Source organism: Thermocrispum sp. (genome assembly GCF_002919275.1).
Taxonomy (GTDB): Bacteria; Actinomycetota; Actinomycetes; order Mycobacteriales; family Pseudonocardiaceae; genus Thermocrispum; species Thermocrispum agreste.
The window spans coordinates 63,303-88,381 of record NZ_PKFA01000052.1 but is presented as its reverse complement, the minus strand read 5'-3'; the positions used below and the strand labels follow the sequence as shown (position 1 = coordinate 88,381).

20 protein-coding genes are annotated in these 25,079 nt (G+C 71.4%); 5 read left to right on the top strand and 15 right to left on the bottom strand.

The genetic code is table 11. The annotated features are described in order from the left end of the window. Positions 1–11: 11 nt before the first annotated feature. On the bottom strand, positions 12–350 hold the full coding sequence (locus tag CXP56_RS12960) for a P-II family nitrogen regulator (RefSeq protein WP_028847996.1): 339 nt from the start codon (positions 348–350) through the stop codon (positions 12–14). Further along, positions 347–1,639 carry an ammonium transporter gene (locus CXP56_RS12955; RefSeq protein ID WP_028847995.1) on the bottom strand — a complete coding sequence of 431 codons (1,293 nt, stop codon included), beginning with the start codon at positions 1,637–1,639 and terminating at the stop codon, positions 347–349. The genes CXP56_RS12960 and CXP56_RS12955 overlap by 4 nt, the downstream gene beginning before the upstream one ends. Positions 1,640–1,730: 91 nt before the next feature. On the opposite strand from CXP56_RS12955, the gene CXP56_RS12950 reads away from it, so the two are divergent. Then, on the top strand, positions 1,731–2,471 hold the full coding sequence (locus tag CXP56_RS12950; protein ID WP_286901271.1) for a (2Fe-2S)-binding protein: 741 nt from the start codon (positions 1,731–1,733) through the stop codon (positions 2,469–2,471). A gap of 9 nt (positions 2,472–2,480) precedes the next feature. Here CXP56_RS12950 and CXP56_RS12945 read toward each other — a convergent pair whose 3' ends face one another. Further along, positions 2,481–3,290, bottom strand: a complete 810-nt coding sequence (locus CXP56_RS12945) for a serine hydrolase (protein ID WP_211227530.1) — start codon at positions 3,288–3,290, stop codon at positions 2,481–2,483. Between the two features lie 71 nt (positions 3,291–3,361). Between CXP56_RS12945 and dinB the strand changes: the two genes are divergently transcribed. After that, positions 3,362–4,561, top strand: coding sequence for a DNA polymerase IV (gene dinB, locus CXP56_RS12940; protein ID WP_286901270.1), 1,200 nt, complete (start codon positions 3,362–3,364; stop codon positions 4,559–4,561). 150 nt (positions 4,562–4,711) lie between these two features. Next, on the top strand, positions 4,712–6,121 hold the full coding sequence (locus tag CXP56_RS12935) for an APC family permease (RefSeq protein ID WP_084609238.1): 1,410 nt from the start codon (positions 4,712–4,714) through the stop codon (positions 6,119–6,121). A 300-nt stretch (positions 6,122–6,421) separates the two neighbouring features. On the opposite strand, the gene ftsY is transcribed toward CXP56_RS12935, so the two are convergent. From ftsY to CXP56_RS12920, 3 genes are all read right to left on the bottom strand, one after another. After that, a complete protein-coding gene (gene ftsY, locus CXP56_RS12930; RefSeq protein WP_286901269.1) occupies positions 6,422–7,831 on the bottom strand; it encodes a signal recognition particle-docking protein FtsY in 1,410 nt (469 codons plus the stop codon). A gap of 68 nt (positions 7,832–7,899) precedes the next feature. After that, positions 7,900–11,541: a chromosome segregation protein SMC gene (gene smc, locus CXP56_RS12925; protein WP_286901268.1), complete on the bottom strand. Its 3,642-nt coding sequence runs from the start codon at positions 11,539–11,541 to the stop codon at positions 7,900–7,902. A 171-nt stretch (positions 11,542–11,712) separates the two neighbouring features. Next, positions 11,713–12,012, bottom strand: a complete 300-nt coding sequence (locus CXP56_RS12920) for an acylphosphatase (protein ID WP_028847989.1) — start codon at positions 12,010–12,012, stop codon at positions 11,713–11,715. 154 nt (positions 12,013–12,166) lie between these two features. Between CXP56_RS12920 and CXP56_RS12915 the strand changes: the two genes are divergently transcribed. Next, entirely contained in the window at positions 12,167–12,769 is a 603-nt protein-coding gene (locus CXP56_RS12915; RefSeq protein WP_286901266.1) for a hypothetical protein, read from the top strand. An 81-nt stretch (positions 12,770–12,850) separates the two neighbouring features. Here CXP56_RS12915 and mutM read toward each other — a convergent pair whose 3' ends face one another. The 7 genes from mutM to rsmD all read right to left on the bottom strand — a co-directional run bounded on the left by mutM (position 12,851) and on the right by rsmD (position 17,625). Next, a complete protein-coding gene (gene mutM, locus CXP56_RS12910; RefSeq protein ID WP_028847987.1) occupies positions 12,851–13,723 on the bottom strand; it encodes a bifunctional DNA-formamidopyrimidine glycosylase/DNA-(apurinic or apyrimidinic site) lyase in 873 nt (290 codons plus the stop codon). Between the two features lie 9 nt (positions 13,724–13,732). Then, positions 13,733–14,545, bottom strand: coding sequence for a ribonuclease III (gene rnc, locus CXP56_RS12905; protein WP_051310211.1), 813 nt, complete (start codon positions 14,543–14,545; stop codon positions 13,733–13,735). Positions 14,546–14,557: 12 nt separating this feature from the next. Further along, the gene (gene rpmF, locus CXP56_RS12900) at positions 14,558–14,740 is read right to left on the bottom strand and encodes a 50S ribosomal protein L32 (RefSeq protein ID WP_028847986.1); all 183 of its coding nucleotides are present in this window, start codon (positions 14,738–14,740) and stop codon (positions 14,558–14,560) included. Between the two features lie 80 nt (positions 14,741–14,820). Next, positions 14,821–15,429 carry a YceD family protein gene (locus CXP56_RS12895; protein WP_028847985.1) on the bottom strand — a complete coding sequence of 203 codons (609 nt, stop codon included), beginning with the start codon at positions 15,427–15,429 and terminating at the stop codon, positions 14,821–14,823. Positions 15,430–15,518: 89 nt separating this feature from the next. Then, positions 15,519–16,253 (bottom strand): DivIVA domain-containing protein, encoded by a 735-nt coding sequence (locus CXP56_RS12890; RefSeq protein WP_051310210.1) that lies wholly within the window; start codon positions 16,251–16,253, stop codon positions 15,519–15,521. A gap of 267 nt (positions 16,254–16,520) precedes the next feature. Further along, entirely contained in the window at positions 16,521–17,006 is a 486-nt protein-coding gene (coaD, locus tag CXP56_RS12885; RefSeq protein WP_286901263.1) for a pantetheine-phosphate adenylyltransferase, read from the bottom strand. A 46-nt stretch (positions 17,007–17,052) separates the two neighbouring features. Next, positions 17,053–17,625, bottom strand: a complete 573-nt coding sequence (rsmD, locus tag CXP56_RS12880) for a 16S rRNA (guanine(966)-N(2))-methyltransferase RsmD (RefSeq protein WP_028847983.1) — start codon at positions 17,623–17,625, stop codon at positions 17,053–17,055. A 151-nt stretch (positions 17,626–17,776) separates the two neighbouring features. On the opposite strand from rsmD, the gene CXP56_RS12875 reads away from it, so the two are divergent. Further along, on the top strand, positions 17,777–19,888 hold the full coding sequence (locus tag CXP56_RS12875; protein WP_028847982.1) for a HelD family protein: 2,112 nt from the start codon (positions 17,777–17,779) through the stop codon (positions 19,886–19,888). A 6-nt stretch (positions 19,889–19,894) separates the two neighbouring features. Here CXP56_RS12875 and CXP56_RS12870 read toward each other — a convergent pair whose 3' ends face one another. Continuing rightward, complete coding sequence (locus CXP56_RS12870) at positions 19,895–21,604, bottom strand: adenylate/guanylate cyclase domain-containing protein (protein ID WP_245566671.1); 1,710 nt, start codon at positions 21,602–21,604, stop codon at positions 19,895–19,897. A 13-nt stretch (positions 21,605–21,617) separates the two neighbouring features. Beyond that, positions 21,618–24,986 carry a pyruvate carboxylase gene (locus tag CXP56_RS12865; RefSeq protein ID WP_028847981.1) on the bottom strand — a complete coding sequence of 1,123 codons (3,369 nt, stop codon included), beginning with the start codon at positions 24,984–24,986 and terminating at the stop codon, positions 21,618–21,620. Positions 24,987–25,079 lie beyond the last annotated feature (93 nt).

The window sequence follows — 25,079 nt, the reverse complement described above, 5'->3', positions numbered from 1 at the left end:
ACGGGTTCGCCTCACAGCGCGTCGGCGCCACGTTCGCCAGTACGGACCCGGATCACCTGTTCCACCGGTGTCACCCAGACCTTGCCGTCACCGATCTTGCCGGTTTGCGCCGCTGTGACGATGGCCTCGACGACCTTGTCCGCACTCGCGTCGTCGGTGAGCACTTCGACCCGGAGCTTGGAGACGAAGTCCACCGCGTACTCGGCGCCCCGGTAGACCTCGGTGTGCCCCTTCTGCCTGCCGTAGCCCTGGGCCTCGGAGATCGTCATGCCCAGCACGCCGAGCTGTTCCAGCGCGGACTTGACGTCGTCCAGGGTGAACGGCTTGATGATGGCGGTGATCAGCTTCATGCCGTGCTCTCCTCCAGCTTCTTGCTCGCCGCAGCGATGGACGAGCCGCCCGACCGACCGCCCCTGCCGAACCCGAATTCGTAGCCGACCTCGGCGTGCTCGGCCTCGTCGATACCGGCGATCTCCACGTCCTCGTCCACCCGGAAACCGATGGTCTTCTTGATGACCAGGCCGATGACCAGCGCGGCGACGAACGAGTAGACGCTGACGCCGAGCGCACCGGCGACCTGCGGCCAGATCTGGCCGGCGCCACCGCCGTAGAACAGCGCGTCCACGCCGTCCGGGACGACCCGGGCGGTGGACAGGAAGCCGAGGCTCACGGTGCCGATCCAGCCACCGACGAAGTGGATGCCGACCACGTCGAGCGCGTCGTCGTAGCCGAGCTTGTACTTCAGCGCCACCGCCAGCGGGCAGATCAGGCCGGCCAGGAACCCGATGGCCAGCGCGCCCCAGGTGTCCACGAACGCGCACGACGGCGTGATCGCCACCAGGCCGGCCACGATGCCCGACGCGGCACCGAGGCTGGTCGGCTTGCCGTCGCGCACCCGCTCCACCAGCAGCCAGCCGAGCATCGCGGCGCAGGTGGCGGTGACCGTGTTGACGAACGCAACACCGGCGACGCCGTCCGCGGCGTAGGCGGAACCGGCGTTGAAGCCGAACCAGCCGAACCACAGCAGGCCGGCGCCCAGCATGACGAACGGCAGGTTGTGCGGCTTCATCGGCTCCTGCGGCCAGCCCTTGCGCTTGCCGAGCACGATGGCCAGCGCCAGCGCGGCGGCCCCGGAGTTGATGTGCACGGCGGTGCCACCGGCGAAGTCCAGCGCCCCCATCTCGCCGATCCAGCCGCCGTCGCCCCACACCCAGTGCGCGACCGGGAAGTAGACCAGGGTGGCCCACAGGCCGGCGAACAGCAGCCACGGGCCGAACCGGGCCCGGTCGGCGATCGCGCCCGCGATCAGCGCCACCGTGATGATGGCGAACATCGCTTGGAAGGCCACGTCCACCGTTCCGCCGGTCGGGTCGGCCTCCGGGTCGAAGTCGAGCAGACCGGTGATGCCCAGCAGGTCGTTCGACCACCCGAACAGCCCGCCGACGTCGTCACCGTAGGCGAGACCGTACCCGTACAGCACCCACAGCACACCGATCAGGCCGATGGCGCCGAAGCACATCATCATGATGTTCAGCACGCTCTTCGAGCGGACCATGCCGCCGTAGAAGAACGCCAGGCCTGGCGTCATCAGCAACACCAGCGCTGCGCTGGTGAGCAACCAGGCGGTGTTTCCTTCCATGGACTCTCCTCGCGACACTCGCGTACCGGACGATTGGCCGACAGCATGCGAGGTCGGTGTTGCGGGTAACGGCATCCTCGATTTCCCGCATGTGAACCACGCGGCCCGTGCTGTTACGACCACGTTTCATGCCTGCTCGCGCTACCGCCGAACGGCTGACGACGACCAGAAGGAGGCCCCGGTCAACGGATCACTCCCGGCCACCCCTCACCCGGCCACCGATGTGCTCGACCACGGCTGGCTGGCCGGCCAGCTGGAGCTGGCTCGGCGGTACTACGGGCAGGCGCCCGGCCGCGTCCTGGGCACCGTGTGGTGGTACTCGGCGTCCTCCGTGCTGGTGGGCCAGCCGCTGCACGGATTGCTGGCGGGATCCCCGGTGGATCCCTCGCTGGACGCAGTGATTCTGCGGATCCTGCCGGACGGACGTTTCCTCGACGCGTGGTCGAACCGCCCGCTCGACGGCGGCTTGCCGGAGTTCGGCCGCCGCCTGCACGACGCACTGGAGGCTGCCGTCCGGGCCGTTGCCGCGGTTTCCGGTGCCCGGCAGCCCGCCCTGTGGGCTGTCGCAACGGATTCCATCGCCAGCCGGTTGCTGCAAGCCGGGCAGGCCGACGGCGATGTCCAGCGTGCCGTGCAGCTCGCTGCCGAACTGGCCGAGGCCGTCGGAGGGGAACTGCCGACGCCGCGCTTCGCGCGCGTCGGGCCGCACCTGGTGGTCCGCCGGGCATCGTGCTGCCTGATCGACCGGACGCCGAGGGGAACGACGTGCGCGGCGTGCCCCGGCCAGCATCCCGAGGAACGCGAACGCCGGATCCGCGAGCTACTGGGTTGACAGGCGGATTCACACCACCGCACGGATGTGCGCCCCGATCTGCCGCATTCCCGCCAGCACGGCGTCTCGATGCGGATCGGCCGGCCCTTCCGGTGTCCAGTTCGCCACCACCGCGTAGGCCACGCGACGACGAGGCCCGTAAACAAGCCCCACGTCCGCACGCACTCCGGTGTCGGTTCCGGTCTTGTTGATCAGCCGCACACCACGGTCGGGCTCGGCATGTGCCAGCGGATCCAGGTTGAACGCCTGGCCGACCATCGACAGATCGGTGCCGAGCCGGAGCCAGCCGAGAACCCGGCGGGCCGCGCGCACCTCACCGGCATGGAGGGAGCGCATGACCTCGGCAAGCTCTGCGGCGGTGCCGGTGGACAACGCGGGCGGGTCGCTCGGCCGCCGGACGTCGCGCACCTTGTCGTGCAGGGCCGTCTCGGCCAGTCCGAGCCGTGCCGGCCACTGCTGCACCGCCGCCAGCCCGACCAGGTCGAGCAGGACGTTGGTGGCGAGGTTGTCGCTGACGGCGCCGACCAGAGCGGCCGCGTCGCCGACGGGCAGCACATCGGCCGCCAGGTGCTGCCACAGGCCGGAGTCGGCCACCGGCTCGACCGCGCGCCGATCGACGAGGTGCCCGGTGCGCAGCGCGCCGGACGCGAGCCGGTCGGCCACTTCCAGCAGCAGGAAGATCTTGCCCACGCTGGCCGTGGAGAGGCGACGGTCCGCCCCGTGATCGACAAGAACGTCGCCGCCGTCGAGGTCGACCACGCGGACTCCCCACCTTGCATCGCCGGCGGACGGCAAGCTCGCCTCGAGAGCGTCGGTCACGGCAGCCAGCGTGCCACTTTCGTACGTTCGGCCGCTGCTCGCAGCCCACGCACCATGCGAACATATGTTCGATGTCCGTTCGCACGACAGCGTCCATCCTGCACGCCGACCTCGACGCGTTCTTCGCGTCCGTCGAGCAGCGCGACGACCCGCGGCTGCGTGATCGTCCAGTGATCGTCGGCGGCGGCGTGGTGCTGGCCGCCAGCTACGAGGCGAAGGCGTGCGGGGTGCGCGGCGGTATGGGCGGCAGGCAGGCGAAACGGCTGTGCCCGGACGCGGTGGTGGTGCCACCCCGGATGCAGGCCTACGTGTCCGCCAGCAAGGCGGTCTTCGAGGTGTTCCGCGACATCACCCCGGTGGTCGAGGGCATCTCGATCGACGAGGCCTTCCTTGACGTCGGCGGGCTGGCCAGGCTGTCCGGGACGCCCAGGCAGATCGCCCAGCGGTTGCGGGCCGAGGTGCGCCGCAGGGTCGGTCTGCCCATCACCGTCGGCGTGGCGCGCACCAAGTCGCTGGCGAAGGTGGCCAGCGCCGAGGCCAAACCGGACGGCCTGCTCGTCGTCGAGCCCGACGAGGAGGAAGCATTCCTGCATCCGCTGCCGGTCGAACGGCTGTGGGGGGTCGGCCCGGTCACCGCGGAGAGGCTGCACGCCATCGGCATCACGACCATCGGGGACCTGCACCGCACCCCCCGGACCGCGCTGACGCATCACGTCGGCGCGGCCGTGGGAAACAAGCTGCACGCGCTGGCCGGCCATCGCGACCCGCGTCCGGTGGTGACCCGGCGCAGGCGAAGGTCGATCGGCTCGCAGCGCGCACTCGGCCGCAGCATCCGGTCACCGGAGGAGCTGGACGCCGTCCTGGCCGGCCTGGTCGACCGAGTCGGCAGGCGGATGCGCGCCGCGGGGCGGACCGGACGCACGGTGGTCCTCCGGCTGCGCTTCGCCGACTTCGCCAGGGCGACGAGATCGCGCACGCTGCCGATCCCCACCGCGCGCGGAGCGACGTTGCTGAAGGTGTCGCGCGGGCTGCTGGCCGAGGCGATGCCGATGATCCGGGACCGGGGCATCTCGCTGCTGGGCGTCACCGTGGCCAACCTGGACGGCGACGCCGGCAGGCAACTGGAGCTCCCGCTGTTCGGTGACGCGGACGGCTCGCTGGACGCGGCGATGGACCAGGTGTGGGAAAAATTCGGCCGGGAAGCACTGACACGCGCAGGGCTCGTTCGCCGGGGTGGCGGCATCGAAATGCCTACGCTGCCGGAAGGGTGAACAGGCACGGCGCCGGATGATCGGTCATGAGATGGATCACATAAGGTGTCGGCGCATCTGTGCGGCGAAAAGAAAGGCAGTGACGTGAGCGATACGGCGGCAAGTGCCACGGAGCGAGGGCCGGGCGGCCAGCCTCCGCTCAAGCGGGTTATGGGCACCAAGTTGCTCCTGTTGTTCATCGTCGGTGACATCCTGGGCACCGGCGTGTACGCCCTCACCGGCCAAGTGGCGGGCGAGGTCGGCGGCGCGGCATGGGTCCCGTTCCTCGTGGCGTTCGTGGTGGCGACGCTGACCGCGTTCGCCTACATGGAACTGGTCACCAAGTACCCCCAGGCGGCGGGTGCCGCGCTGTACACCCACAAGGCCTTCGGTATCCACTTCGTCACGTTCCTGGTGGCCTTCGCGGTGATGTCGTCCGGTATCACGTCGGCCTCCACCGCGTCCCGCAGCTTCGCGGCGAACCTGGTCGAAGGCCTCGGCCTGGACTGGGGTGACACCGCCATCATGCTGCTGGCGCTGGGCTTCATGACCCTGATCGCGCTGATCAACCTGCGCGGCGTGGCCGAGAGCGTGAAGTTCAACGTCTTCCTGACCAGCGTCGAGCTGCTCGGCCTGATCGCGGTCATCGTCATCGGGTTCATCGCGATCTTCGGCGGTGAGGCCGACTTCAGCCGGGTCACGGTGTTCCACACCGCCGAGGACAAGTCGGCGTTCCTCGCCGTCACGGCGGCCACCACGCTGGCGTTCTTCGCCATGGTCGGCTTCGAGGACTCGGTCAACATGGCCGAGGAGACCAAGGACCCGGTGCGGATCTTCCCGAAGATCATGCTCGGCGGCCTGACCATCACCGGCGCCATCTACGTCCTGGTGTCGATCGCCGCGGTGGCGGTGGTGCCGGTTGGCGAGCTGGCCGACAGCGAGACCCCGCTCCTGGAAGTGGTCCGGGCGGGCGCACCGGACCTTCCGGTGGAGGACATCTTCCCGTTCATGACGATGTTCGCGGTGGCCAACTCGGCGCTGATCAACATGCTGATGGCCAGCCGCCTGCTGTACGGGATGGCGAAGAAGCGGGTGCTGCCCAGGCCGCTGGCCACCGTGCACCCGTTCCGCCGGACCCCGTGGATCAGCATCATCTTCACCACGCTGATCGCCTTCGCCCTGATCATCGTGGTGACCAGGGTGGTGGTGGACGACCCGGCCACCGAGGAGAACGAAGCCAGCCGGGTGGTCTCCCTGCTGGGCGGAACCACGTCCCTGCTGCTGTTGTGCGTGTTCACCGTGGTGAACATCGCGGTGCTGGTGCTGCGCCGCAAGCCGGTCAAGCACGAGCACTTCAAGGCGCCGACGCTCATCCCGGTGCTCGGCGCACTGGCCTGCGCTTTCCTCGCCGGGCCGTGGACCGGCCGCAACACCAACGAGTACGTGGTGGCCGCGGGCATGGTCGGCCTCGGCATCGTGTTGTGGGCGCTGACCTGGATCTTCGACCCGGAGTCGCGCGGCGGCCATGCTTTCGACGACGAGGAAGAGGAACTGCTCGCGGTGGAAGCCCGCGAGGACTAGCCGAAGACGGCCTGCCCTGCAGGCACACCCGACCGGACAGGCTCGGCGGGACGGCAACGGAGCCGCCCCGCCGAGTCTTCTTTCGTCGTCGGACCTGTCGTCCTCGGCCACCAGCTCCGCTGACCGGGATACGCGGGGAACGACCCAGCGCAAGCCGCGAAGGGAGGCGAGATCGCGATTCCGGCTGTGCTTGCAGCGGCGGGGATGCACCGGAAAGCGGGTGCTGCTCCACCCCGGGCAGCCGTCACGGCTGAAGGTCGTCCCGGGCAGCCGTCACGGTTTTCCGCGCGTCCGGGGCCTTCAGTTCAGCAGTGCGTCGACGAACGCGTCCGGCTCGAACGGTGCCAGGTCGTCCGGGCCCTCGCCCAGGCCGACCAGCTTCACCGGCACGCCGAGCTCGCGCTGCACCTGGAACACGATGCCGCCCTTGGCGGTGCCGTCCAGCTTGGTCAGCACGATACCGGTGACGTCCACGACCTCGCGGAACACCCGCGCCTGGGTCAGGCCGTTCTGGCCGGTGGTGGCGTCCAGCACCAGCAACACCTCGTCGACCTCGGCCTGCTTCTCCACCACGCGCTTGACCTTGCCGAGCTCGTCCATCAGCGTCGACTTGGTGTGCAGCCGGCCCGCGGTGTCGATCAGCACCGCGTCCACACCGCTGTCGATGCCGCGCTTGACCGCGTCGAACGCCACCGACGCCGGGTCGGCGCCTTCCTTGCCGCGGACGACCTCGGCGCCCACCCGCTCCGACCAGGTCTGCAGCTGGTCGGCGGCCGCGGCACGGAACGTGTCGGCCGCGCCGAGCAGCACCCGATGCCCCTGGGCGACCAGCACCCGGGCAAGCTTGCCGGTGGTCGTCGTCTTCCCGGTGCCGTTGACACCGGCGACCAGCACGACCGCCGGGCGCTTCTGGCCGTCGGCCTCGTGCGGCAGCGCACGCACCGCCCGGTCGAACCGTGGATTCAACGCGTCGATCAGCACCTCGCGCAGCAGCGCCCTGGCCTGGTCGGCGGTGCGGACCGCGCGGCTGACCAGCTCGGTGCGCAGCCGCTCGACGATCTCCGTCGTGGTCGCCGCGCCCAGGTCGGCCACCAGCAGGGTGTCCTCGACGTCCTGCCAGGAGTCCTCGTCCAGGTCGCCGGCACCGAGCAGGCCGAGCAGGCTCTGCCCGAACGCCGAACGCGACTTGGCCAGCCGGCCACGCAACCGCTCGATACGCCCGGCGGCGGGCGCGGGCTCCTCGGTGGACACCGGCGCGCGCTGCGGCTCGGCCGTCTTGGTCGCCGTCGCCGCTTGGGCCGCGCCGGCTTCCGGCTCCGGCGCCGTGGGCGTCGGAGTGGAGCCTGGCGTGGTGCCGGACTCGGAGGCAGGCGCCTCGCCGGTGGTCTCGGGCAGCGCGACGTCGACGATGTCGCGACGATGGCTGTCCCGCGGTACCGCCGCGTCCTCGCCCACCCCCGGCTCGCCGTCGGTCTCGGGACGCTCTCCGGCCGGGTGCTCCGGCGGTGCGTGTTCCCGCACCCCACCGGGGGCCAGAGCGATCCCGCCGCCTGCCGAGTATCCGCCGCCGCTGGGTCGCTCACCGGCACCCGGGCGCTCCCGGTCGAGGCGGATCCTGCGCCTGCGCGAGAGCGTGAACCCCACCACCAGCGCCACGGCCAGCAGCACGGCGACACCGACGATGACCAGAAGCCACACGTTGTCCGTCACGTCGTCATCCTCGCATCCGCGTCACCGCAGGCCGTCGCAGGGCAACCCTCACCGTCCCACGGACCCGCCTACGCCGAGGCGGGTTCGGCCGAACGCTCGCCGGCTCGCTCGTCCGCCCGATCGCGCGACCGCAGCCGCTGCGAGATCACCCTGGTGACCCCGTCGTTGGCCATGCTCACGCCGTAGAGCGCGTCGGCGATCTCCATGGTCGGCTTCTGATGCGTGATCACGATCAGCTGCGAGTTCTCCCTCAGCTGCTCCAGCAGGCCGATCAGCCTGCGCATGTTGGTGTCGTCCAGCGCCGCCTCGACCTCGTCCAGGACGTAGAACGGCGACGGCCGGGCCCGGAAGATCGCCACCAGCATCGCCACCGCCACCAGGGACTTCTCGCCACCGGACAGCAGCGACAGCCGCTTGACCTTCTTGCCGGGCGGGCGGGCCTCGACGTCCACGCCGGTGGTCAGCATGTCGTCCGGGTCGGTGAGCACCATGCGCCCTTCGCCGCCGGGGAACAGCGTGGCGAACACCTTCTCGAACTCCCGCGCCACGTCGTGGAAGGCGGAGGTGAAGACCTCCAGGATCTTGTCGTCCACCTCCTGGATCACCGCCAGCAGGTCCCTCCTGGTGGCCTTGAGGTCCTCCAGCTGGGTGGACAGGAACTTGTACCGCTCCTCCAGCGCGGCGAATTCCTCCAGCGCCAGCGGGTTGACCTTGCCCAGCATGGCCAGCTCCCGCTCGGCCCGCTTGGCCCTGCGCTCCTCGGTGGCCCGGTCGAACGGCATCGGCTGCGGCTCGCTGACCGGCTCGCCCCGCTCCTTGGCCGCCTCGTACTCGGCCATCTCGGTCGGGCTCGGCGGCACCGGCTGGTCCGGACCGTACTCGGCCACCAGGTCGTCCAGCCCGATGCCGAACTCCTCGGCGATGCGGGACTCCAGCTGCTCCAGCCGCATCCGCTGCTCGGCGCGCAGCAGCTCGTCGCGGTGCACCGCGTCGGTCAGCTTCTCCAGCTGGCCGCTCAGCTCACGCACGCTGGCCCGGACACCGGACAGCATCGCTTCCCGCTCTTCCCTGGCCTGCTGCAGCGCATCTCGCTCCGCCGCGGCACGCTGCAGTGACACCTCGATGCGCTCCAGGGCGATCTCACCGGCGTCCACCACGGCGGCGGCGATCTCCGCGCCACGCCTGCGGGCCTCCCGCGCCCGCGCCGCACGCTCACGGGCCTGCCGCTCGGCCTCCGCCGCCCGGCGCAGGCTCTCCGCCTTGCCCGCGATCCCACGGGCCCGCTCCTCGACCGTGCGCAGGGCCAGGCGGGCGTCGACCTCCTGTTGCCGCACCTCGGACAGCGCGGCCGCGATCTCGTCCCGCTCGGTGGTGTCCGGCTCCTCGTCGATCGGCTCCTCGCTGGCCGCGGTCAGCCGTTGCTCCAGCTCGGCCAGCTTCGCCACCGCCTCGGCCCGGCTGGCCTCCACCTTCGCCCGTTGGTTGCGCAGCCGCGCGGCCTCCGCCTCGGCGTTGCGTAGCGCCTGCTGCAGCCGGTTCAGCCGCTCGGTGAACCTGGCCCTGGCCACCTTGACCTCGCCGACGGCCTCCCTGGCCTTGGCCGCCTCGGCCTTCCGCTGCTGCTGCTCGGCGCGCGCCCCTTCCAGCTCCGCGGCGACGCGCTGCAGCTGCCGTTCCGCCGCGATCAGCTTCTCCCGCGCCGCGTCCACCGCGGCCTGGACCTCGATGACCGATTCGGTCGCGGCCTTCGAACCACCGCACGCCCAGTGAGCGGCGAAGACATCGCCTTCCGTGGTGACCGCACGCAGTCGCGGGTGCTCGCTGACGAGCGCTTTGGCGGCGTTGACGCTGTCCACGATCACGACGTCGTGCAATGCGACGCGCACGGCAGGACGCAGCTGCTCCGGCGCCTGCACGACGTCGACGGCCCACCGTGCGCCGGACGACAGCTGCGGGCGATCGGGCAGGGCGGAACCCTCGGCACCACCCAGCAGGCCGCCCAGCAGCATGCCTGCCCGGCCGGCGTCGTGCTTCTTCAAGTACTCCAGCGCGGAGACCGCGTCGTCGTCGGTCTGCACAGCGACCGCGTCGGCGACCGGGCCCAGCGCGGCGGCGATCGCCGCTTCGAAGCCGGATTCGACGTCCAGCAGCGCGGCGACCGACCCGAGCACACCGGGCACGTCGTCGCCGGCTTCCAGCAACGTGCCCGCGCCGTCCCTGCGCGCGAGCCCGCGCGAGAGCGCCTCCACGGTGGCGCGGTGCGTCGCGATCTCCTTCTCCGCGGCCCGTTCGGCCGCGACCAGCTCCTCGACGCGCTGTTTGGCGGCGTCGTTGGCGCGCATGCACTGTTCGAGTCGCTCGGCGGCCTGCGCGCTGTCCAGATCGGAGTCGCCGCCCTCGGCCTTGGCCTGCTCCAGCTCCTCCGCCGCCTGCTCGGCCCTGGCCTCGGCCTCGGCGATGGCCGCGCTCAGCCGCTCGATCTCCTCGGCCGTGGCGCCCGTCTTGCTGCGCAGGGCTTCGACCTGCCCCTTGAGCTTGGCGATGCCTTCCCGGCGGTCCGCCACGGCCCGGACCGCGGCCATGTGCGCGCGCTCGGCGGCCTGCAGCGCCTGCTCGAGCTCTTCCCGGCGTGCGATGGCCTCCGCCAGCTCGGCCCGCGCCGCCTCGACCGCGGCGTCGAGCTCCTGCTCCTTCTCCTCGGCCTGCTCGGCCTCGGCGAGCAGTTCCTCGGGATCCCGGCCGGTCGAGGTGTCCTCGACGTCGGCGGACAGGTGCCGCTTGCGCTCCATGGCCAGCCGCACCGTGCCGCGCAGCCGTTCGGCCAGGGCGCTGAGCTTGTACCAGGTGTCCTTGGCCGCCGCCAGGCGTGGCTCGTCCTCGGCCAGCGCCTCGGCCAGTTCCGCTTCCCGCCTGGTCGCGATCTGCAGCTGCTGCTCCACCTCGGCGCGCTGCCGACGGATCCGCTCCTCGTCGGCTTCCTCCTTGGCCAGCGCCTCGCGCTGGGTGACCAGATCGTGCGCGTACAACCGCAGCCTGGCGTCCCGCAGCTCGGCCTGGATGGCCTGCGCCTTGCGGGCGATCTCGGCCTGCCTGCCCAGCGGCTTGAGCTGGCGGCGCAGCTCGGCGGTGAGGTCGGTCAGGCGGTTCATGTTCGCCTGCATCGCCTCGAGCTTGCGCAGCGCCTTCTCCTTGCGCTTGCGGTGCTTGAGCACGCCCGCGGCTTCCTCGATGAACGCGCGCCGCTCTTCCGGCTTGGCCTGCAGGATCTCACCGAGCTGCCCCTGGCCGACGATCACGTGCATCTCCCGGCCGATGCCGGAGTCGGACAGCAGCTCCTGCACGTCCAGCAGGCGGCAGCTCTCGCCGTTGATCTCGTACTCGCTGGCGCCGTCGCGGAACATCCGCCGGGTGATCGACACCTCGGTGTAGTCGATCGGCAGCGCACCGTCGGAGTTGTCGATGGTCAGCGTGACCTCGGCGCGGCCGAGCGGCGGCCTGCCTGCGGTGCCGGCGAAGATGACGTCCTCCATCTTGCCGCCGCGCAGGTCCTTGGCGCCCTGCGTGCCCATCACCCAGCGCAGGGCGTCCTGCACGTTCGACTTCCCCGATCCGTTCGGGCCGACCACACAGGTGATGCCCGGCTCGAAACGGAGCGTCGTCGTCGAAGCGAAAGACTTGAAGCCCTTCAGTGTCAGGCTTTTCAGGTGCACGAGCTATACGGCCCCTTCATCTGTGCCGGTTCACGGCTGATGTGTCATGCGGCCGGGCCGACCTCAACTGCGGAATGGTACCTGCGGGCCCTGGTACGCACCGAACCGCGCGGCGTGTCGGATGCGTGCGGGCGAACTCCGGCCGGACCGGACCGCCACCGTCCGCCCGGCTCAGCGCTCCACGAACCCGTGCAGCCCCCCGCGCGGCTCGGACCACTGCTCGACCACCGAGTCGACCCTGCCGGGGGTGGACCCGCCTCGCAGCGCGGCCAGCAACTCGGCGCACGCCTTCCGCGGGCCTTCCGCGACCACCTCCACGCGCCCGTCCGGCAGGTTGGTCGCCGTCCCGACCAGGCCCAGTTCCAGCGCCCGGCAGCGCGTCCACCACCGGAAACCGACACCTTGCACATGACCGCGCACCCACGCGGTCAGCCGCACGCGCTCGCCGGATTCGGCTGCGGATGGCGTCATCCGTCGCAACTCCCCAGTGGTGACGCTCCGGAACAAAACGAACACTATGGGGTAGGCACATCGTTCACTCGACAGTGATACAGTTCCCCCGCCCCAGCCTAGCCGCCACAAGGAGCAGCCTATGAGCCCGTCTGGGCCAACCGACGATACGCGAGTGTCGGTCGCGCCCCCGGCCGAGGCGACCCGGCCACGGCGCGCGAGCTACCTGGCGCTGCTGGCCAGCGGTGTGGTGACCGCGACCGCGTTCGCCGGGATCGCGGTGCTGGCCGGCCCGACTGCCCCGGTCGCCGAGAAGAACGTGCAGCAATTCCAGCGCGAGCCCAACGGGGGCGCCGGGGGTGGCTTGATCGCAGGCAACCCGACCCCGGAGGAGACCACGGTCAAGATCAGCGGGACGGCACACGGTGGCGACCTCGCCCCGAGCACCACCCCGACCACGACGAGCACGACCGAGGACGAGGACGCCCCGGGAACGCCGAAGCCGGACCGCCCGGCGGACACGTCCGAGGATCTGCCGACGACCTCCACGGGCGGCACCACGACCACGAAACCGTCGAAGCCGACCACGACGACCACCAAGACGCCCCCGGACGATCCACCCACCACGACGACCCCGGACGACCCGCCGAGCACCGGCCCGACGGATCCGCCGTGCGACGAACCGTGTGAGACGGAGGACCCGGAGCCGCCCGGCGGCGGTACGTCCACGGCGTCCAACACCGCGACGCCCTCGGGAAGCAGCAGCTCGCGCCGCTGATCCGGTTCGGCCGTCTGGCCGCCGGTTCAGCAAGCGCGTGTCAGTGCGCCGGGCGTGGCCGTGCGCTTCTCGTCCGGGCAGTCAGCGGCGTCGCGGTGGCCTACGCTGGCAGCGCGGGCAGGTGTAGGACGAGCGGTTCATGAACCGTTCCCGCCGGATCGGTGAGCCACAACGACGGCACGGCTCGCCTTCGCGGCCGTAGACGTTGAGCGACCGGTCGAAGTAGCCGGATTCACCGTTGACGTTGACGTAGAGAGCGTCGAACGACGTGCCGCCCGCCCGCAACGCGTCCATCAGCACCGCGGTGGCTTCCCGCAGCACCAGCTCGGCCTGCTTCTGGGTCAGCCGCTGGGTCGGCCGCGCCCAGTGCATCCGCGCCCGCCACAGCGCCTCGTCCGCATAGATGTTGCCGATCCCGCTGACCAGGGTCTGGTCCAGCAGCGCGCGCTTGACCTCGGTGCGCTTGGCGCGCATGGCCTTGGCCACGTGCGGCAGCCGGAATGCGGGGTCCATCGGATCGCGCGCGATGTGCGCGATGCTCGACGGCACCATGGTTCCGTCGACCTCGACCAGCTCGTCCAGCAGAAGGCCGCCGAACGTGCGCTGGTCGACGAAGCGCAGCTCGCGCGCCGCTCCGGGCCGGTCGTCCAGGTGCAGTCGCACACGCAGGTGCTTCTCGTCGGGGACGCCGGGCGAGCGCACCAGCATCTGCCCACTCATGCCGAGATGACCGACCACCGCCTCGCCGGAGGCCAGTTCCAGCCACAGATACTTGCCGCGCCTGCGCACCGCGTCGATGCGCTGGCCGGCCAGCCGTCCGGCGAAGTCGACCGCACCGAGCACGTGCCGCCGCACCGCTCGCTGGTGCAGCACGTCCACACTGCGGATGGTCCGGCCGCTGACGTGCTCGGCCAGCCCACGACGGACCGTCTCGACCTCGGGCAGCTCGGGCATGCCGAACCGCTACTGCCCGGTCGTGGCGCCGGGCTGCGCTTTGCCGCCGGCCTGCTCCTTGTCGCCGCCGGGGTTGCCGGCGTCCTCGCTGTCCTTGCCGGCCTCGAGCTCGGCGGTCAGCGAACGCCACGCCATCTCCGCGGCGTTCTGCTCGGCTTCCTTCTTCGTCGTGCCGCGGCCCTCACCACGCGGCTCGCCGGCGATGAGCACCGTCGCCGAGAACTCCTTCTGGTGATCGGGCCCGGTGTCCACCACCCGGTACTCCGGCACGCCGAGCGAGGCGGACGCGGTCAGCTCCTGCAGGCTGGTCTTCCAGTCCAGCCCGGCACCGCGCAGCGGTGCCTCCGCCAGCAGGTCGTCGAACAGCCGGTGCACCAGCTTGCGCGCCACCTCGATGCCGTGCTCCAGGTAGACCGCGCCGATGATCGCCTCGAGCCCGTCGGCCAGGATGCTCGCCTTGTCCCGGCCACCGGTGAGCTCCTCGCCCTTGCCCAGCAGCAGGTGCGCGCCGAGGCCGCCTTTGCCGAGCCCACGCGCGACACCGGCCAGCGCCTGCATGTTGACCACACTGGCGCGCAGCTTGGCCAGCTGCCCTTCCGGCAGGTCGGGGTGCTCGTTGTACAGGTGATCGGTAATCACCAGGCCCAGCACCGCGTCGCCGAGGAACTCCAGCCGCTCGTTCGGCGGCAGGCCACCGTTCTCGTAGGCGTACGAACGGTGCGTCAGGGCCAGGGTCAGCAGGTCCGGCTTGATCTCGACCCCCAGAGCGGCCAGCAGCTCAGCGGGGTCGGCCTTCGGGCCGCGCACACCATTCCCCGCCATGACCTACCCCGATCAGGCCGGCTCGACGACCTGTCGACCCGCGTACTGCCCGCACACCGGGCAGGCCACGTTACGCGGCTTGAGCTCCTTGCACGCACGGTTCGGGCACGGCACGAGGTGCACCGGCGCCGCCTTCCACTGCGAGCGGCGGGACCGCGTGTTCGAGCGCGACATCTTCCGCTTCGGGACGGCCACGGTTACTACTCCTCAAGTCTCACTCATGGGCACCCTGGGCACCACACCCTGGGACTGCGCGCTGATCGCGCCCCACGTCGTCACTTGCTGTCTGTTGGCGCGGACCCGTTGCTGTTCGATCCGGAAAACCGTTCGACAAGGGCCGCCCACCGAGGATCTATCTTCTCATGGCCGTGATCCGGCTCGAGATCGACCCACTTCAGACCGCAATCGGGGCACAGACCAGGGCAATCCGGGCGGCACAGCGGAACCTGCGGCATGGCCAGCACGACCGCGTCCCGGACCACCGGCTCCAGGTCCACCATGTCGTCCACCACGTGGCTGACCTCGTCCTCCTCCGTGGTGGCCTCGGTGGTGGAGTCCGGGTAGGCGAACAGCTCGGTCAGCTCGACCGCGATCTCCTCCTCGATCGGGTCCAGGCAGCGGGAGCACTGCCCGGCTGCCCGCACCGTGACCGATCCGCTGACCAGCACGCCCTCCACCACCGACTCCAACAGCAGGTCGAGCCGGTAGGGGGCGCCGACGGGGACCTCGATCACGTCGGGAAAGCCCACCGCGGTCTCGGCGGGCACGGTGCGCTCGAGGCGCTGGCTGGCTCCGGGGCTGCGGCCCAGCTCCTGGGTGTCGACCACCCACGGGTTCCTGGCGTCCGGAACCGGATTCCTGCGGGTGCTGCGTTCTTCGGACATTGACGCCAAGCGTACGCCTGCGTACCTGCCGCTGCGCTACCTGTGCGCACTTCGCGCGGCGTCCGGCCGCACCGGCGCCCCGAGGGCCCTCAGCGGTAGCCGCTGTGCTCCGAGTGGTAGCCGTTGTGGCCGAAGCTGGAGGCGAACGAGCCGCCGCGCAACTGGGACCGGCCCTGGTCCACCGAGCGCAGGGTCCGGTCCAGCAGGTCGGCGAACTCGGCCAGCTTGCCGTCGATGTAGGCGTCGCACTCCGAGCGCTGCCGCTCGGCTTCCGCGTGCGCCTCGTCCACCAGCCGCGCCGCCTCGGCGTGCGCGGCCTGCACCACCTCGGTCTCCGACACCAGGCGGGCCTGCTCCTCCATGCCCTGCTGCACGGACCGCTCGTAGGCTTCCCTGCCCGCCTGCAGCATCCGGTCGTGCTCGTCGCGGGCGCGGCTGGTCAGGCTGTCGTACTCGGCCTGTCCCGCGGCCACCGCACGGTCGGCTTCCGCGTCCGCCTCGGCCAGGATCTCGTTCGCCCTGTCCTGGGCCTCCGACACCAGGCGCTCGGCCTCCGCGCGGGCCTCGGCCACCAGCCGCTCGGCCTCTTCCCGAGCCGAGCTGAGCGTCTGCTCCGCCTCGGTGCGTGCCGACTCCAGGATCTCGTCGCGCTTGTCCAGCACGTCCTGGGCGTCGTCCAGCTCGGGCTGATAGGCCTCGCGGATGTCGTCGAGCAGTTCAAGGACTTCCCCGCGCGGCACGACGCAGCTGGACGTCATCGGTACCCCGCGAGCCTCCTCCACGATCGTCACGAGCTCGTCGAGGGCCTCGAACACCCGGTACACAGCAACTCCCTTGGCCGGCGACTTCAGCGGCTGTCACTGTGGTCAAGTTTGCCCGCTGCGCACACGAAATCCGTGCAGGTGGCGCCTCCTTGGGCGTGTCACGCTTGACCGAGCGAGCCGGGCGGGCGCCGGACGGGTCGAGCCGGGGGCGTACGAGTCGCGGCCGCGGCCGTCAGCACGCGGGCGCCCGGGGCACACCCGCGGTGCGACCGAGGCCGTCGGCGAGCAGGCGAGGCCGGGCGCACCGTGCCCCCGGGTCCGGCCGCATCACGACGACTGCTCGGCGACCCGCTCCAGCAGCCGGCGCTTGGCCGCCTCGGGCAGCAGCCCGGTGACGTCGCCGCCGTGCGTGGCGACTTCCTTGATCAGCGAGCTGGACAGGAAGCTGTACTCCGGGCTGGTGGACACGAACACCGTGTCGACCCCGGACAGCCTGCGGTTCATCTGCGCCATCTGCAGCTCGTAGTCGAAGTCGCTGACCGCCCGCAGGCCCTTGGCGATGACCTGGATGTCGTTGGCCGTGCAGTAGTCGACCAGCAGCCCGTGCCACGAGTCGACCCGCACGTTGGGCAGGTGCGAGGTCACCTCGGCCAGCATCGCCAGCCGCTCGTCGATGTCGAACATGCCCTTCTTGTTGCGGTTGATCAGCACCGCCACCACGACCTCGTCGAACAGGGTCGCGGCTCGCTCGATGACGTCGAGATGGCCGTTGGTCACCGGGTCGTAGGAGCCGGGGCACACCGCACGTCGCATGGCGAGCAGCCTACCCAGCCCGCGGACGCCTTCGCCGCGATCCACGTCACGGCGCGCCTGCCCCCTCCGCCGCCAGCTCGGCCCAGTGCAGCTCGGTGTCGCCGTAGCGTTTGACGCGCACCGGACGGTACTGCGGCGGCCAGTCCACCGCCCCGTCCCGGCTGGCCCGTTCCACGACGACCAGGGCGTGTGCGGTCAACCAGCCGCCGGAGACCAACGCCGTCAGCACCGCACGCAGCTCGACGTCCGGCGTTCCGTACGGCGGGTCGGCCACCACCAGATCGAACGGCTCGGCCGCCGCCGCCTCGAGCACCTGCCGCACGGTGCCGTGCCGGACGGAACCGCCGAGGCCGAGGGCACGCACGTTCGCCCGCAACACCTCCACGGCACGGCGATCCGACTCGACGAAAACCGCGTCCGCGGCCCCTCGGGACAGCGCCTCCAGTCCGAGCGCGCCGGAACCGGCGTACAGGTCGAGCACGCGGGCCCCGGCGACCTCGCCGGCGGCTTCCAGCGCGTTGAACAGCGCCGCACGAATCCGCTCCGACGTGGGGCGGGTGCCGCGCGCGGGCACTCGCAGCCGCCTGCCACCCGCCCGTCCGGCAACGATCCGCGTCATGGTCGGTGAGTCTGGCGCAGCGCGGGCAGCGCGGCCAGGCCGGGTCCGCTCCCCGCAGGCGGCGATTACCCCCGGCACGTGCTCGCCGCCCCGCACCGACCGCGTATGCTCGTCTTTCTCCGTCCCACACACTGGCATCTCGAGGAGCGCGGTGTCCGAATCCCGGATCCGGAAGGCTGAAATCGCGCTCGAGCAGGCCCACGTCGACCGCGTGTACGAGCGGTTGGCCGAGCTGCGCGCCCAGGCGGAGGACATGCTGGCCAAGGGCTACCAGATGGGCCACGGGGCACAACGCGAAGCCGTCTTCGAGCAAGCGTCGATGCTCTTCGAGCGCGACATGATGGTCTACCACGCCAGCCAGACGTTGCAGCGGCTCGACGCCGAGTACGAGGGCTTGGTGTTCGGCAGGCTGGACCACGCAAGCAGCGGCGACGTGGTCTACGTCGGGCGGTTGGGCATCCGCGACGCGGAGTTCAACAACCTGGTCACCGACTGGCGCGCCCCCGCGGCGGCGCCGTTCTACCAGGCGACCGCCGAGGAGCCGATGGACGTCGTGCGCAGGCGGGCCATCCGCTGCTCCGGCCAGCGCGTGCTGGACATCGACGACGACGTGCTGATGCCGGAGGCGCTGCCGGAAGGCATGGCCGTGGTCGGTGAGGGCGCGCTGATGGCCGCGCTCGGCAGGGCCCGCGGCGAGCACATGCGGGACATCGTCGCGACCATCCAGAAGGAGCAGGACGAGGTCATCCGGGCGCCGTGGCAGGGCGTCACCGAGATCACCGGCGGTCCCGGCACCGGCAAGACGGCGGTGGCCCTGCACCGCGCGGCCTACCTGCTCTACCGGTACCGCAGGCGGATGGGCGGGGCCGGGGTGCTGGTGGTCGGCCCGTCGGACGTGTTCACCAACTACATCTCCCGGGTGCTGCCGTCCATGGGCGAGACCGACGCCGAGCTGCGCTCGCTCGGCACGCTGCTGGACGGTGTCAAGGCCGAGCGCTTCGACCCGGCGCCGGTCGCGGCCGTCAAGGGGTCGCTGCGCATGCGCAAGGTTCTGCAGCGAGCGGTGCGGGACACCCCGCCCGGCGTTCCCACGCACATGCGCATCACCTACCGCGGTGACGTGCTGCGGCTGGACACCGAGCAGCTGGAGAAGGTCCGCAAGCGGGTGCACGCGCGCGGCGGGCCACCGAACCGCTCGCGGGTGGTCGCGGCGGAAATGCTGCTGGAAGCGCTGGCGGACGTGGCGGCCAAGCACGCCGAGGACGACGGCGGCGAGCTGACCCCGGCCGCCCGGCACCAGCTGATCATGGAGCTGGGCGAGCGGATCGACTTCCACCGCTTCCTCGTGGTGTGGTGGCCCGAACTGCGGCCGACCGAGATCCTGCGCTGGCTGGCCGACGAGGAGCGGCTGGCACGTGCGGCCCGCAACGTGCTCACCGCGGACGAGGTGCGGATGCTCAGCCGCTCGTGGGCGGACTCCTCGGCGGGCTGGTCGGTGGCCGACGTGGCGTTGCTGGACGAACTGCGGGTTTTGGTCGGCAAGCCGAAGCGGCGGCGTTCCGCCGCGCCCGACGCCGAGCCCGAGCCCGGCAGGCGGCGGCCCGAGCACTACGACGAGTACGCGCACGTCGTGGTCGACGAGGCGCAGGACTTGTCCCCGATGCAGTGGCGGATGGTCGCCCGGCGCGGCCGGTACGCCAGCTGGACGGTCGTCGGCGACCCGTTGCAGAGCTCGTGGCCCGACCCGCGGGAGGCCGCACAAGCCGCGGCCGAGGCGTTCGGCAAGGCCACCCGGCGGCGCTACACGCTGCGCACCAACTACCGCAACGCAGCGGAGATCTTCGCGCTGGCCGCGCGGGTGGTCGCCGAGCACGCCGAGCCCGACGACCTGCCGCGTGCGGTGCGGCAGACCGGCATCGAGCCGCAGATCCGCCAGGTCGGCCCGGCCTCCCGGGCCGACGAGGTGCGGCACGCGGCCAAGGAGCTGCTGGACGCGGTGGAGGGCACGGTCGGGGTGATCAGCGCGATGGACCGGGTCGCCACGGTGCGGCAGTGGCTGGCCTCGATGGCCGACGACCGGCTGCGCGTGGTGGGCAGCCTGGACGCCAAGGGCCTGGAGTACGACGCGGTCGTCGTCATCGAGCCCCGCGAGCTGATCGACGAATCGGTCACCGGGCGGCGCGTGCTCTACGTGGCGCTCACCCGCGCCACCCAGCAGCTGATCGTGATCGCCTCCGACCCGTCGTGGCTGCCGGAGCGGTAGCCGCCGTCACCGGCGCGACCGCCGGGCGAGGATCGCCACCCTGGTGCGCTCGGTGCGGCCGCGCAGGGTGACCCGGCGATAGGTTCGCCAGAACCCCTTCTCGTCGTCGTCGGCGCCGTCGAGCACGCGGTGGGAGACCGCCACCCGGCCCGGCACCGACTTGGCCAGCTCGGTGAGCCGGGCCGCCTCGTTGACCGGATCGCCGATCACCGTGTACTCCAGGCGGCTCTCCGTGCCCACGTACCCGGCCACCGCCTGGCCCGCGGACACCCCGATGCCCGCCGCCACCTCGGGCACCTCCTCGCGCAGCCGGGCGATCATCCTGCGGGCGGCCTTCAGCGCCCGGCGGCCGGCGTCCGGCATCGGCGTGGGGGCGCCGAAGACGGCCAGCGCGGCGTCGCCGAGGAACTTGTTCACCAGGCCACCGTGGGCGTCGATCTCGTCCACCACCACGGCGAAGAACCGGTTCAGCACCTCGACCACCTCGGTCGGCGGGCGCGTCGCGGCGATCCGGGTGGACCCCACCACGTCGACGAACAACACCGCGACGTCGTGCAGCTCACCGCCGAGCTCCAGCGGCGAGGTCAGCGCCGCCTGGGCGACGTCCTCCCCCACATGCCTGCCGAACAGGTCCTTCACCCGTTCCCGTTCCCGCAGCCCGGCCACCATGGCGTTGAACCCGGCCTGCAGCCTGCCCAGCTCGGTGCCGTCGAAGACGACCACCTCGGCGTCCAGGTCGCCCTGCTCCACCCGCGCTTGCGCGGCACGCACCGTCATGATCGGGGCCATGGTGGCCCGCGCGGTCATCACCGTCAGGAACGCACCGGCGGACAGCACCACGCCGCCCAGCGCCAGCACGGTGATGATCAGCTGCCTGCGGGTGACGTCCGGCTCGTAGAGCGCCGAGACGGCGACGACCATCATGCCCAGCACCGGGGCGGCCGAGCCGATGCCCCAGAACAGCACGGAGCGCAGCGTCGCCCCGAGGAACGTCCGCCGCTCCGGCAGCCCGCCTGCCAGCGCCCTGGCGGCGATCGGCCGCAGCGCGAACTCGCTGATCAGGTACGAGTTCGCGCACGTCACCGTGCCGGACAGCAGGATGCTGAAGACCAGCTTCGGGATCAGCTCCGCGTCCACCAGCCCGTAGAGCACGGTGAACACCACCAGTCCCCCGGCCCAGCCGAGCGCCTGGATCACCGTCAGGTCCAGCGGGAGCCGGAGCGTGGCGCGCCGCCGCCGCTCGTCGAGCGCGGGCTCGGCGTCACTGTCCAGCACCCAGCGCAGCACCCGCAGCCCGGTCACCACACCGGTGACGGTCATGGCGACCCAGGCCAGGCCGACGTAGATCGGGACCGCGACGAAGTTCAACGGCGCCAGCTGGGCGGTGAACACCTCCGGGCCCGGCACCACCCAGGTGACCAACAGGACGGCCACGGCCAGCCCGATCAGGTTGGCCACGAACAGCGGGCCGATCAGCAGCAGGCGAACGCGCGCCCGCAGCCGGCCGACGTCGTCGTCGTCACCGAGCAGCCACGAGCCGAACGGATGGACGCGGGGCGCCCGCCCGGCGGCACCCGCCGGACCCGCCGAGCCCGATGAGCCCGTCACGCCCGAGGCGCCCGCCGAGCCGGAGGAGCCAGCCGAGCCCGGCATGCCTGGCGTGCCGGGCGGGTCCGGAGTGCCCACTGTGCCGGCCGTGTCCACCGTGTCGTCCACGGTGCACACTGTCTCACTTCAGCACGACCAGCAGATCCCCGCCTTCCACCTGTTGCACGGCGTTGATGGCCAGCCGCTCGACGGTGCCCGCCTTGGGCGCGGTGATGGCCGCCTCCATCTTCATCGCCTCGATGGTGGCCACGGTGTCGCCCTGCTCGACCTGGTCGCCCTCGGCGACGGCCAGCGTGACCACCCCGGCGAACGGCGCGGCGACGTGGTTCGGGTTGTTCCGGTCGGCCTTCTCGGCGGCCGGGACGTCCACCGCCACCGAGGTGTCCTTCACCGAGATCACCCTCAGCTGGCCATTCAGCGTGGCCATCACCGACCGCATGCCGCGGTCGTCCGCCTCGCCGATCGCCTCCAGCTCCATCAGCAGCCGCACCCCCGGCTCGAGGTCGACCGCGTACTCCTCGCCGGCCCGCAGCCCGTAGAAGAAGTCCAGGCTGCTCAGCACGCTGGTGTCGCCGAACTGCTCGCGGTGGGCCAGGAACTCCTTGGTCGGCCCGGGGAACAGCAACCGGTTGAGGGTGGCGCGGCGGTCGTGCTCGAGGCCGTGCCGGTCCTCGTCGGTCAGCTCCACCATGCGGCGCGGCTCGCCGCGGCCCTGCAACGCCTTGGTGCGGAACGGCTCCGGCCAGCCGCCCGGCGGGTCGCCCAGCTCGCCGCGCAGGAAGCCGATCACCGAATCCGGGATGTCGAACGCGGCCGGGTCGGCCTCGAACTTGGCCGGGTCGACCCCGGCGCCGACCAGGTGCAGCGCCAGGTCCCCGACCACCTTCGACGACGGGGTGACCTTGATCAGCCTGCCGAGGATGCGGTCGGCCGCGGCGTACATCGCCTCGATCTCCTCGAACTTCTCGCCCAGCCCGAGCGCGATGGCCTGCGTGCGCAGGTTGGACAGCTGACCGCCGGGAATCTCGTGGTGATAGACCCGGCCGGTGGGCGAGGCCAGCCCGGCCTCGAACGGCGCGTAGACCTTGCGCACCGCCTCCCAGTACGGCTCCAGGTCGGTCAGCGCCTGCAGGTCGAGGCCGGTCGCGTGCTCGGAGTGGTCCGTCGCCGCCACGATGGCCGACAGCGACGGCTGCGACGTGGTGCCGGACATCGAGGCGATCGCGCCGTCCACCGCGTCGGCCCCGGCCTGGATGGCCGCCAGGTAGGTGGCCAGCTGGCCGCCCGCGGTGTCGTGCGTGTGCACGTGGACCGGCAGGTCGAAGTTCGACCGCAGCGCGGACACCAGGCGGTGCGCGGCGGGGGCACGCAGCAGGCCCGCCATGTCCTTGATCGCCAGGACGTGCGCGCCGGCCTCGACGATCTTCTCGGCCAGCCGCAAGTAGTAGTCCAGCGTGTAGAGCTTCTCGGACGGATCGGACAGGTCACCGGTGTAGCAGAGCGCCACCTCGGCGACCGCGGAGGTCTCCCGCACCGCGTCGATGGCCGGACGCATCTGCTCGACGTCGTTGAGCGCGTCGAAGATGCGGAAGATGTCGATGCCGGTCGCGGCGGCCTCCTCCACGAAGGCCTTCGTCACCTCCAGCGGGTACGGCGTGTAGCCGACGGTGTTGCGCCCGCGCAGCAGCATCTGCAGGCAGATGTTGGGCACCGCCTCGCGCAGCTTCGCCAGCCGCTCCCAGGGGTCCTCGGCCAAGAAGCGCAGCGCCACGTCGTAGGTGGCGCCACCCCAGCACTCCAGCGACAACAGCTGCGGGCACGTCCTGGCCACGACCGGCGCGACGGTGAGCAGGTCCTTGGTCCGTACCCGGGTAGCCAGCAGCGACTGGTGCGCATCGCGGAACGTGGTGTCGGTGACCGCCAGCTGCGGTGACTGCCGCAGCCAGCGGGCGAACCCTTCCGGGCCGAGCTCGGCGAGCTTCTGCTTGGAGCCGGCGGGCGGCTCGCCGGAGCATTCCGGCAGCTTGGCGGCCGGGTCCATCAGCTTCGGACGCGGCCCGTGCGGCTTGTTCACCGTCACGTCGGCCAGGTAGGTCAGCAGGCGGGTGCCGCGGTCGGCGGATCCGCGGGCGGTGAGCAGGTGGGGCCGCTCCTCGATGAACGACGTGGTCACCCGGCCGGCGCGGAAGTCCGGGTCGTCCAGCACGGCCTGCAGGAACGGGATGTTGGTGGCCACGCCGCGGATGCGGAACTCGGCGACCGCGCGGCGGGCCCGGCGCACCGCGGTCTCGAAGTCCCTGCCCCGGCAGGTGAGCTTGACCAGCATCGAGTCGAAGTGCGCGCTGATCTCCGTGCCCGCGTGGGTGGTCCCGCCGTCCAGCCGGATGCCCGAACCGCCGGGCGACCGGTAGGCGCTGATCACGCCGACGTCGGGCCGGAACTCGTTGGCCGGGTCCTCGGTGGTGATCCGGCACTGCAGCGCGGCACCGCGCAGGTAGATCGCCTCCTGGCGCAGGCCGAGGTCGGCCAGCGTCTCCCCGGCAGCGATGCGCAGCTGCGCCTGGACCAGGTCGACGTCGGTGACCTCCTCGGTGACCGTGTGCTCGACCTGGATGCGCGGGTTCATCTCGATGAACACGTGCTTGCCGGTGCGGTCGAGCAGGAACTCCACGGTGCCCGCGTTGCGGTAGCCGATGTGCCTGGCGAACGCCACCGCGTCGGCGCAGATCCGTTCGCGCACCTGCGGGTCCAGGTTCGGGGCGGGTGCCAGCTCGACGACCTTCTGGTGCCTGCGCTGCACCGAGCAGTCCCGCTCGTAGAGGTGGATGACGTTGCCCTCGTTGTCGGCGAGGATCTGCACTTCGATGTGCCGTGGGTCCACCACGGCCTGCTCCAGGAAGACCGTCGGGTCACCGAACGCCGACTCCGCCTCGCGCGCGGCCGCTTCGATCGCCTCCCGCAGCCGCTTGGGGTCGTCCACCCGGCGCATGCCGCGGCCACCACCGCCCGCCACCGCCTTGACGAACAGCGGGAAGCCGATCTCCTCGGCCTTGTCCACCAGTTCGTCGACGTCCGACGACGGCTCCGACGAGGCGAGCACGGGCAGGCCGGCCTCCCGCGCGGCGGCCACCGCCCGCGCCTTGTTCCCGGTCAGTTCCAGGATCTCCGCGGACGGGCCGACGAAGGTGATGCCGTTGCGCTCGCATGCGCGAGCCAGCTCCGGGTTCTCCGACAAGAAGCCGTAGCCCGGGTAGATCGCGTCCGCGCCGGTCTCCCGCGCAGCGCGGACGATTTCGTCGACGGACAGGTAGGCGCGCACCGGGTGGCCGCGCTCCCCGATCTCCAGCGCCTGGTCCGCCTTCAGTCGGTGCAGCGAGTTGCGGTCTTCGTACGGGAAGACCGCAACCGTGTGGGCTCCGAGTTCATAGGCGGCGCGGAACGCCCTGATCGCGATCTCGCCCCGGTTGGCCACCAGCACCTTGTCGAACATGCATCATCCTTCACACCGAGTCGCGGCGGTCTCCGGGCACGCCCGCGCGCCGGGCGGCGCGCGGCTCGTGCAGCCCGTGACCGTCTTTCAGCT

Bases quoted from the DNA above. Each gene is read 5' to 3' on its own strand.
- CXP56_RS12895 (WP_028847985.1), bottom strand. From the start codon at position 15,429: ATGTCCGAAGAACGCAGCACCCGCAGGAATCCGGTTCCGGACGCCAGG.
- mutM (WP_028847987.1), bottom strand. From the start codon at position 13,723: ATGCCCGAGCTGCCCGAGGTCGAGACGGTCCGTCGTGGGCTGGCCGAG.
- CXP56_RS12935 (WP_084609238.1), top strand. From the start codon at position 4,712: ATGGGCACCAAGTTGCTCCTGTTGTTCATCGTCGGTGACATCCTGGGC.
- coaD (WP_286901263.1), bottom strand. From the start codon at position 17,006: ATGCGACGTGCGGTGTGCCCCGGCTCCTACGACCCGGTGACCAACGGC.
- rsmD (WP_028847983.1), bottom strand. From the start codon at position 17,625: ATGACGCGGATCGTTGCCGGACGGGCGGGTGGCAGGCGGCTGCGAGTG.
- CXP56_RS12920 (WP_028847989.1), bottom strand. From the start codon at position 12,012: ATGACGCCATCCGCAGCCGAATCCGGCGAGCGCGTGCGGCTGACCGCG.
- CXP56_RS12955 (WP_028847995.1), bottom strand. From the start codon at position 1,639: ATGGAAGGAAACACCGCCTGGTTGCTCACCAGCGCAGCGCTGGTGTTG.
- dinB (WP_286901270.1), top strand. From the start codon at position 3,362: ATGTCCGTTCGCACGACAGCGTCCATCCTGCACGCCGACCTCGACGCG.
- rnc (WP_051310211.1), bottom strand. From the start codon at position 14,545: ATGGCGGGGAATGGTGTGCGCGGCCCGAAGGCCGACCCCGCTGAGCTG.
- CXP56_RS12865 (WP_028847981.1), bottom strand. From the start codon at position 24,986: ATGTTCGACAAGGTGCTGGTGGCCAACCGGGGCGAGATCGCGATCAGG.
- CXP56_RS12960 (WP_028847996.1), bottom strand. From the start codon at position 350: ATGAAGCTGATCACCGCCATCATCAAGCCGTTCACCCTGGACGACGTC.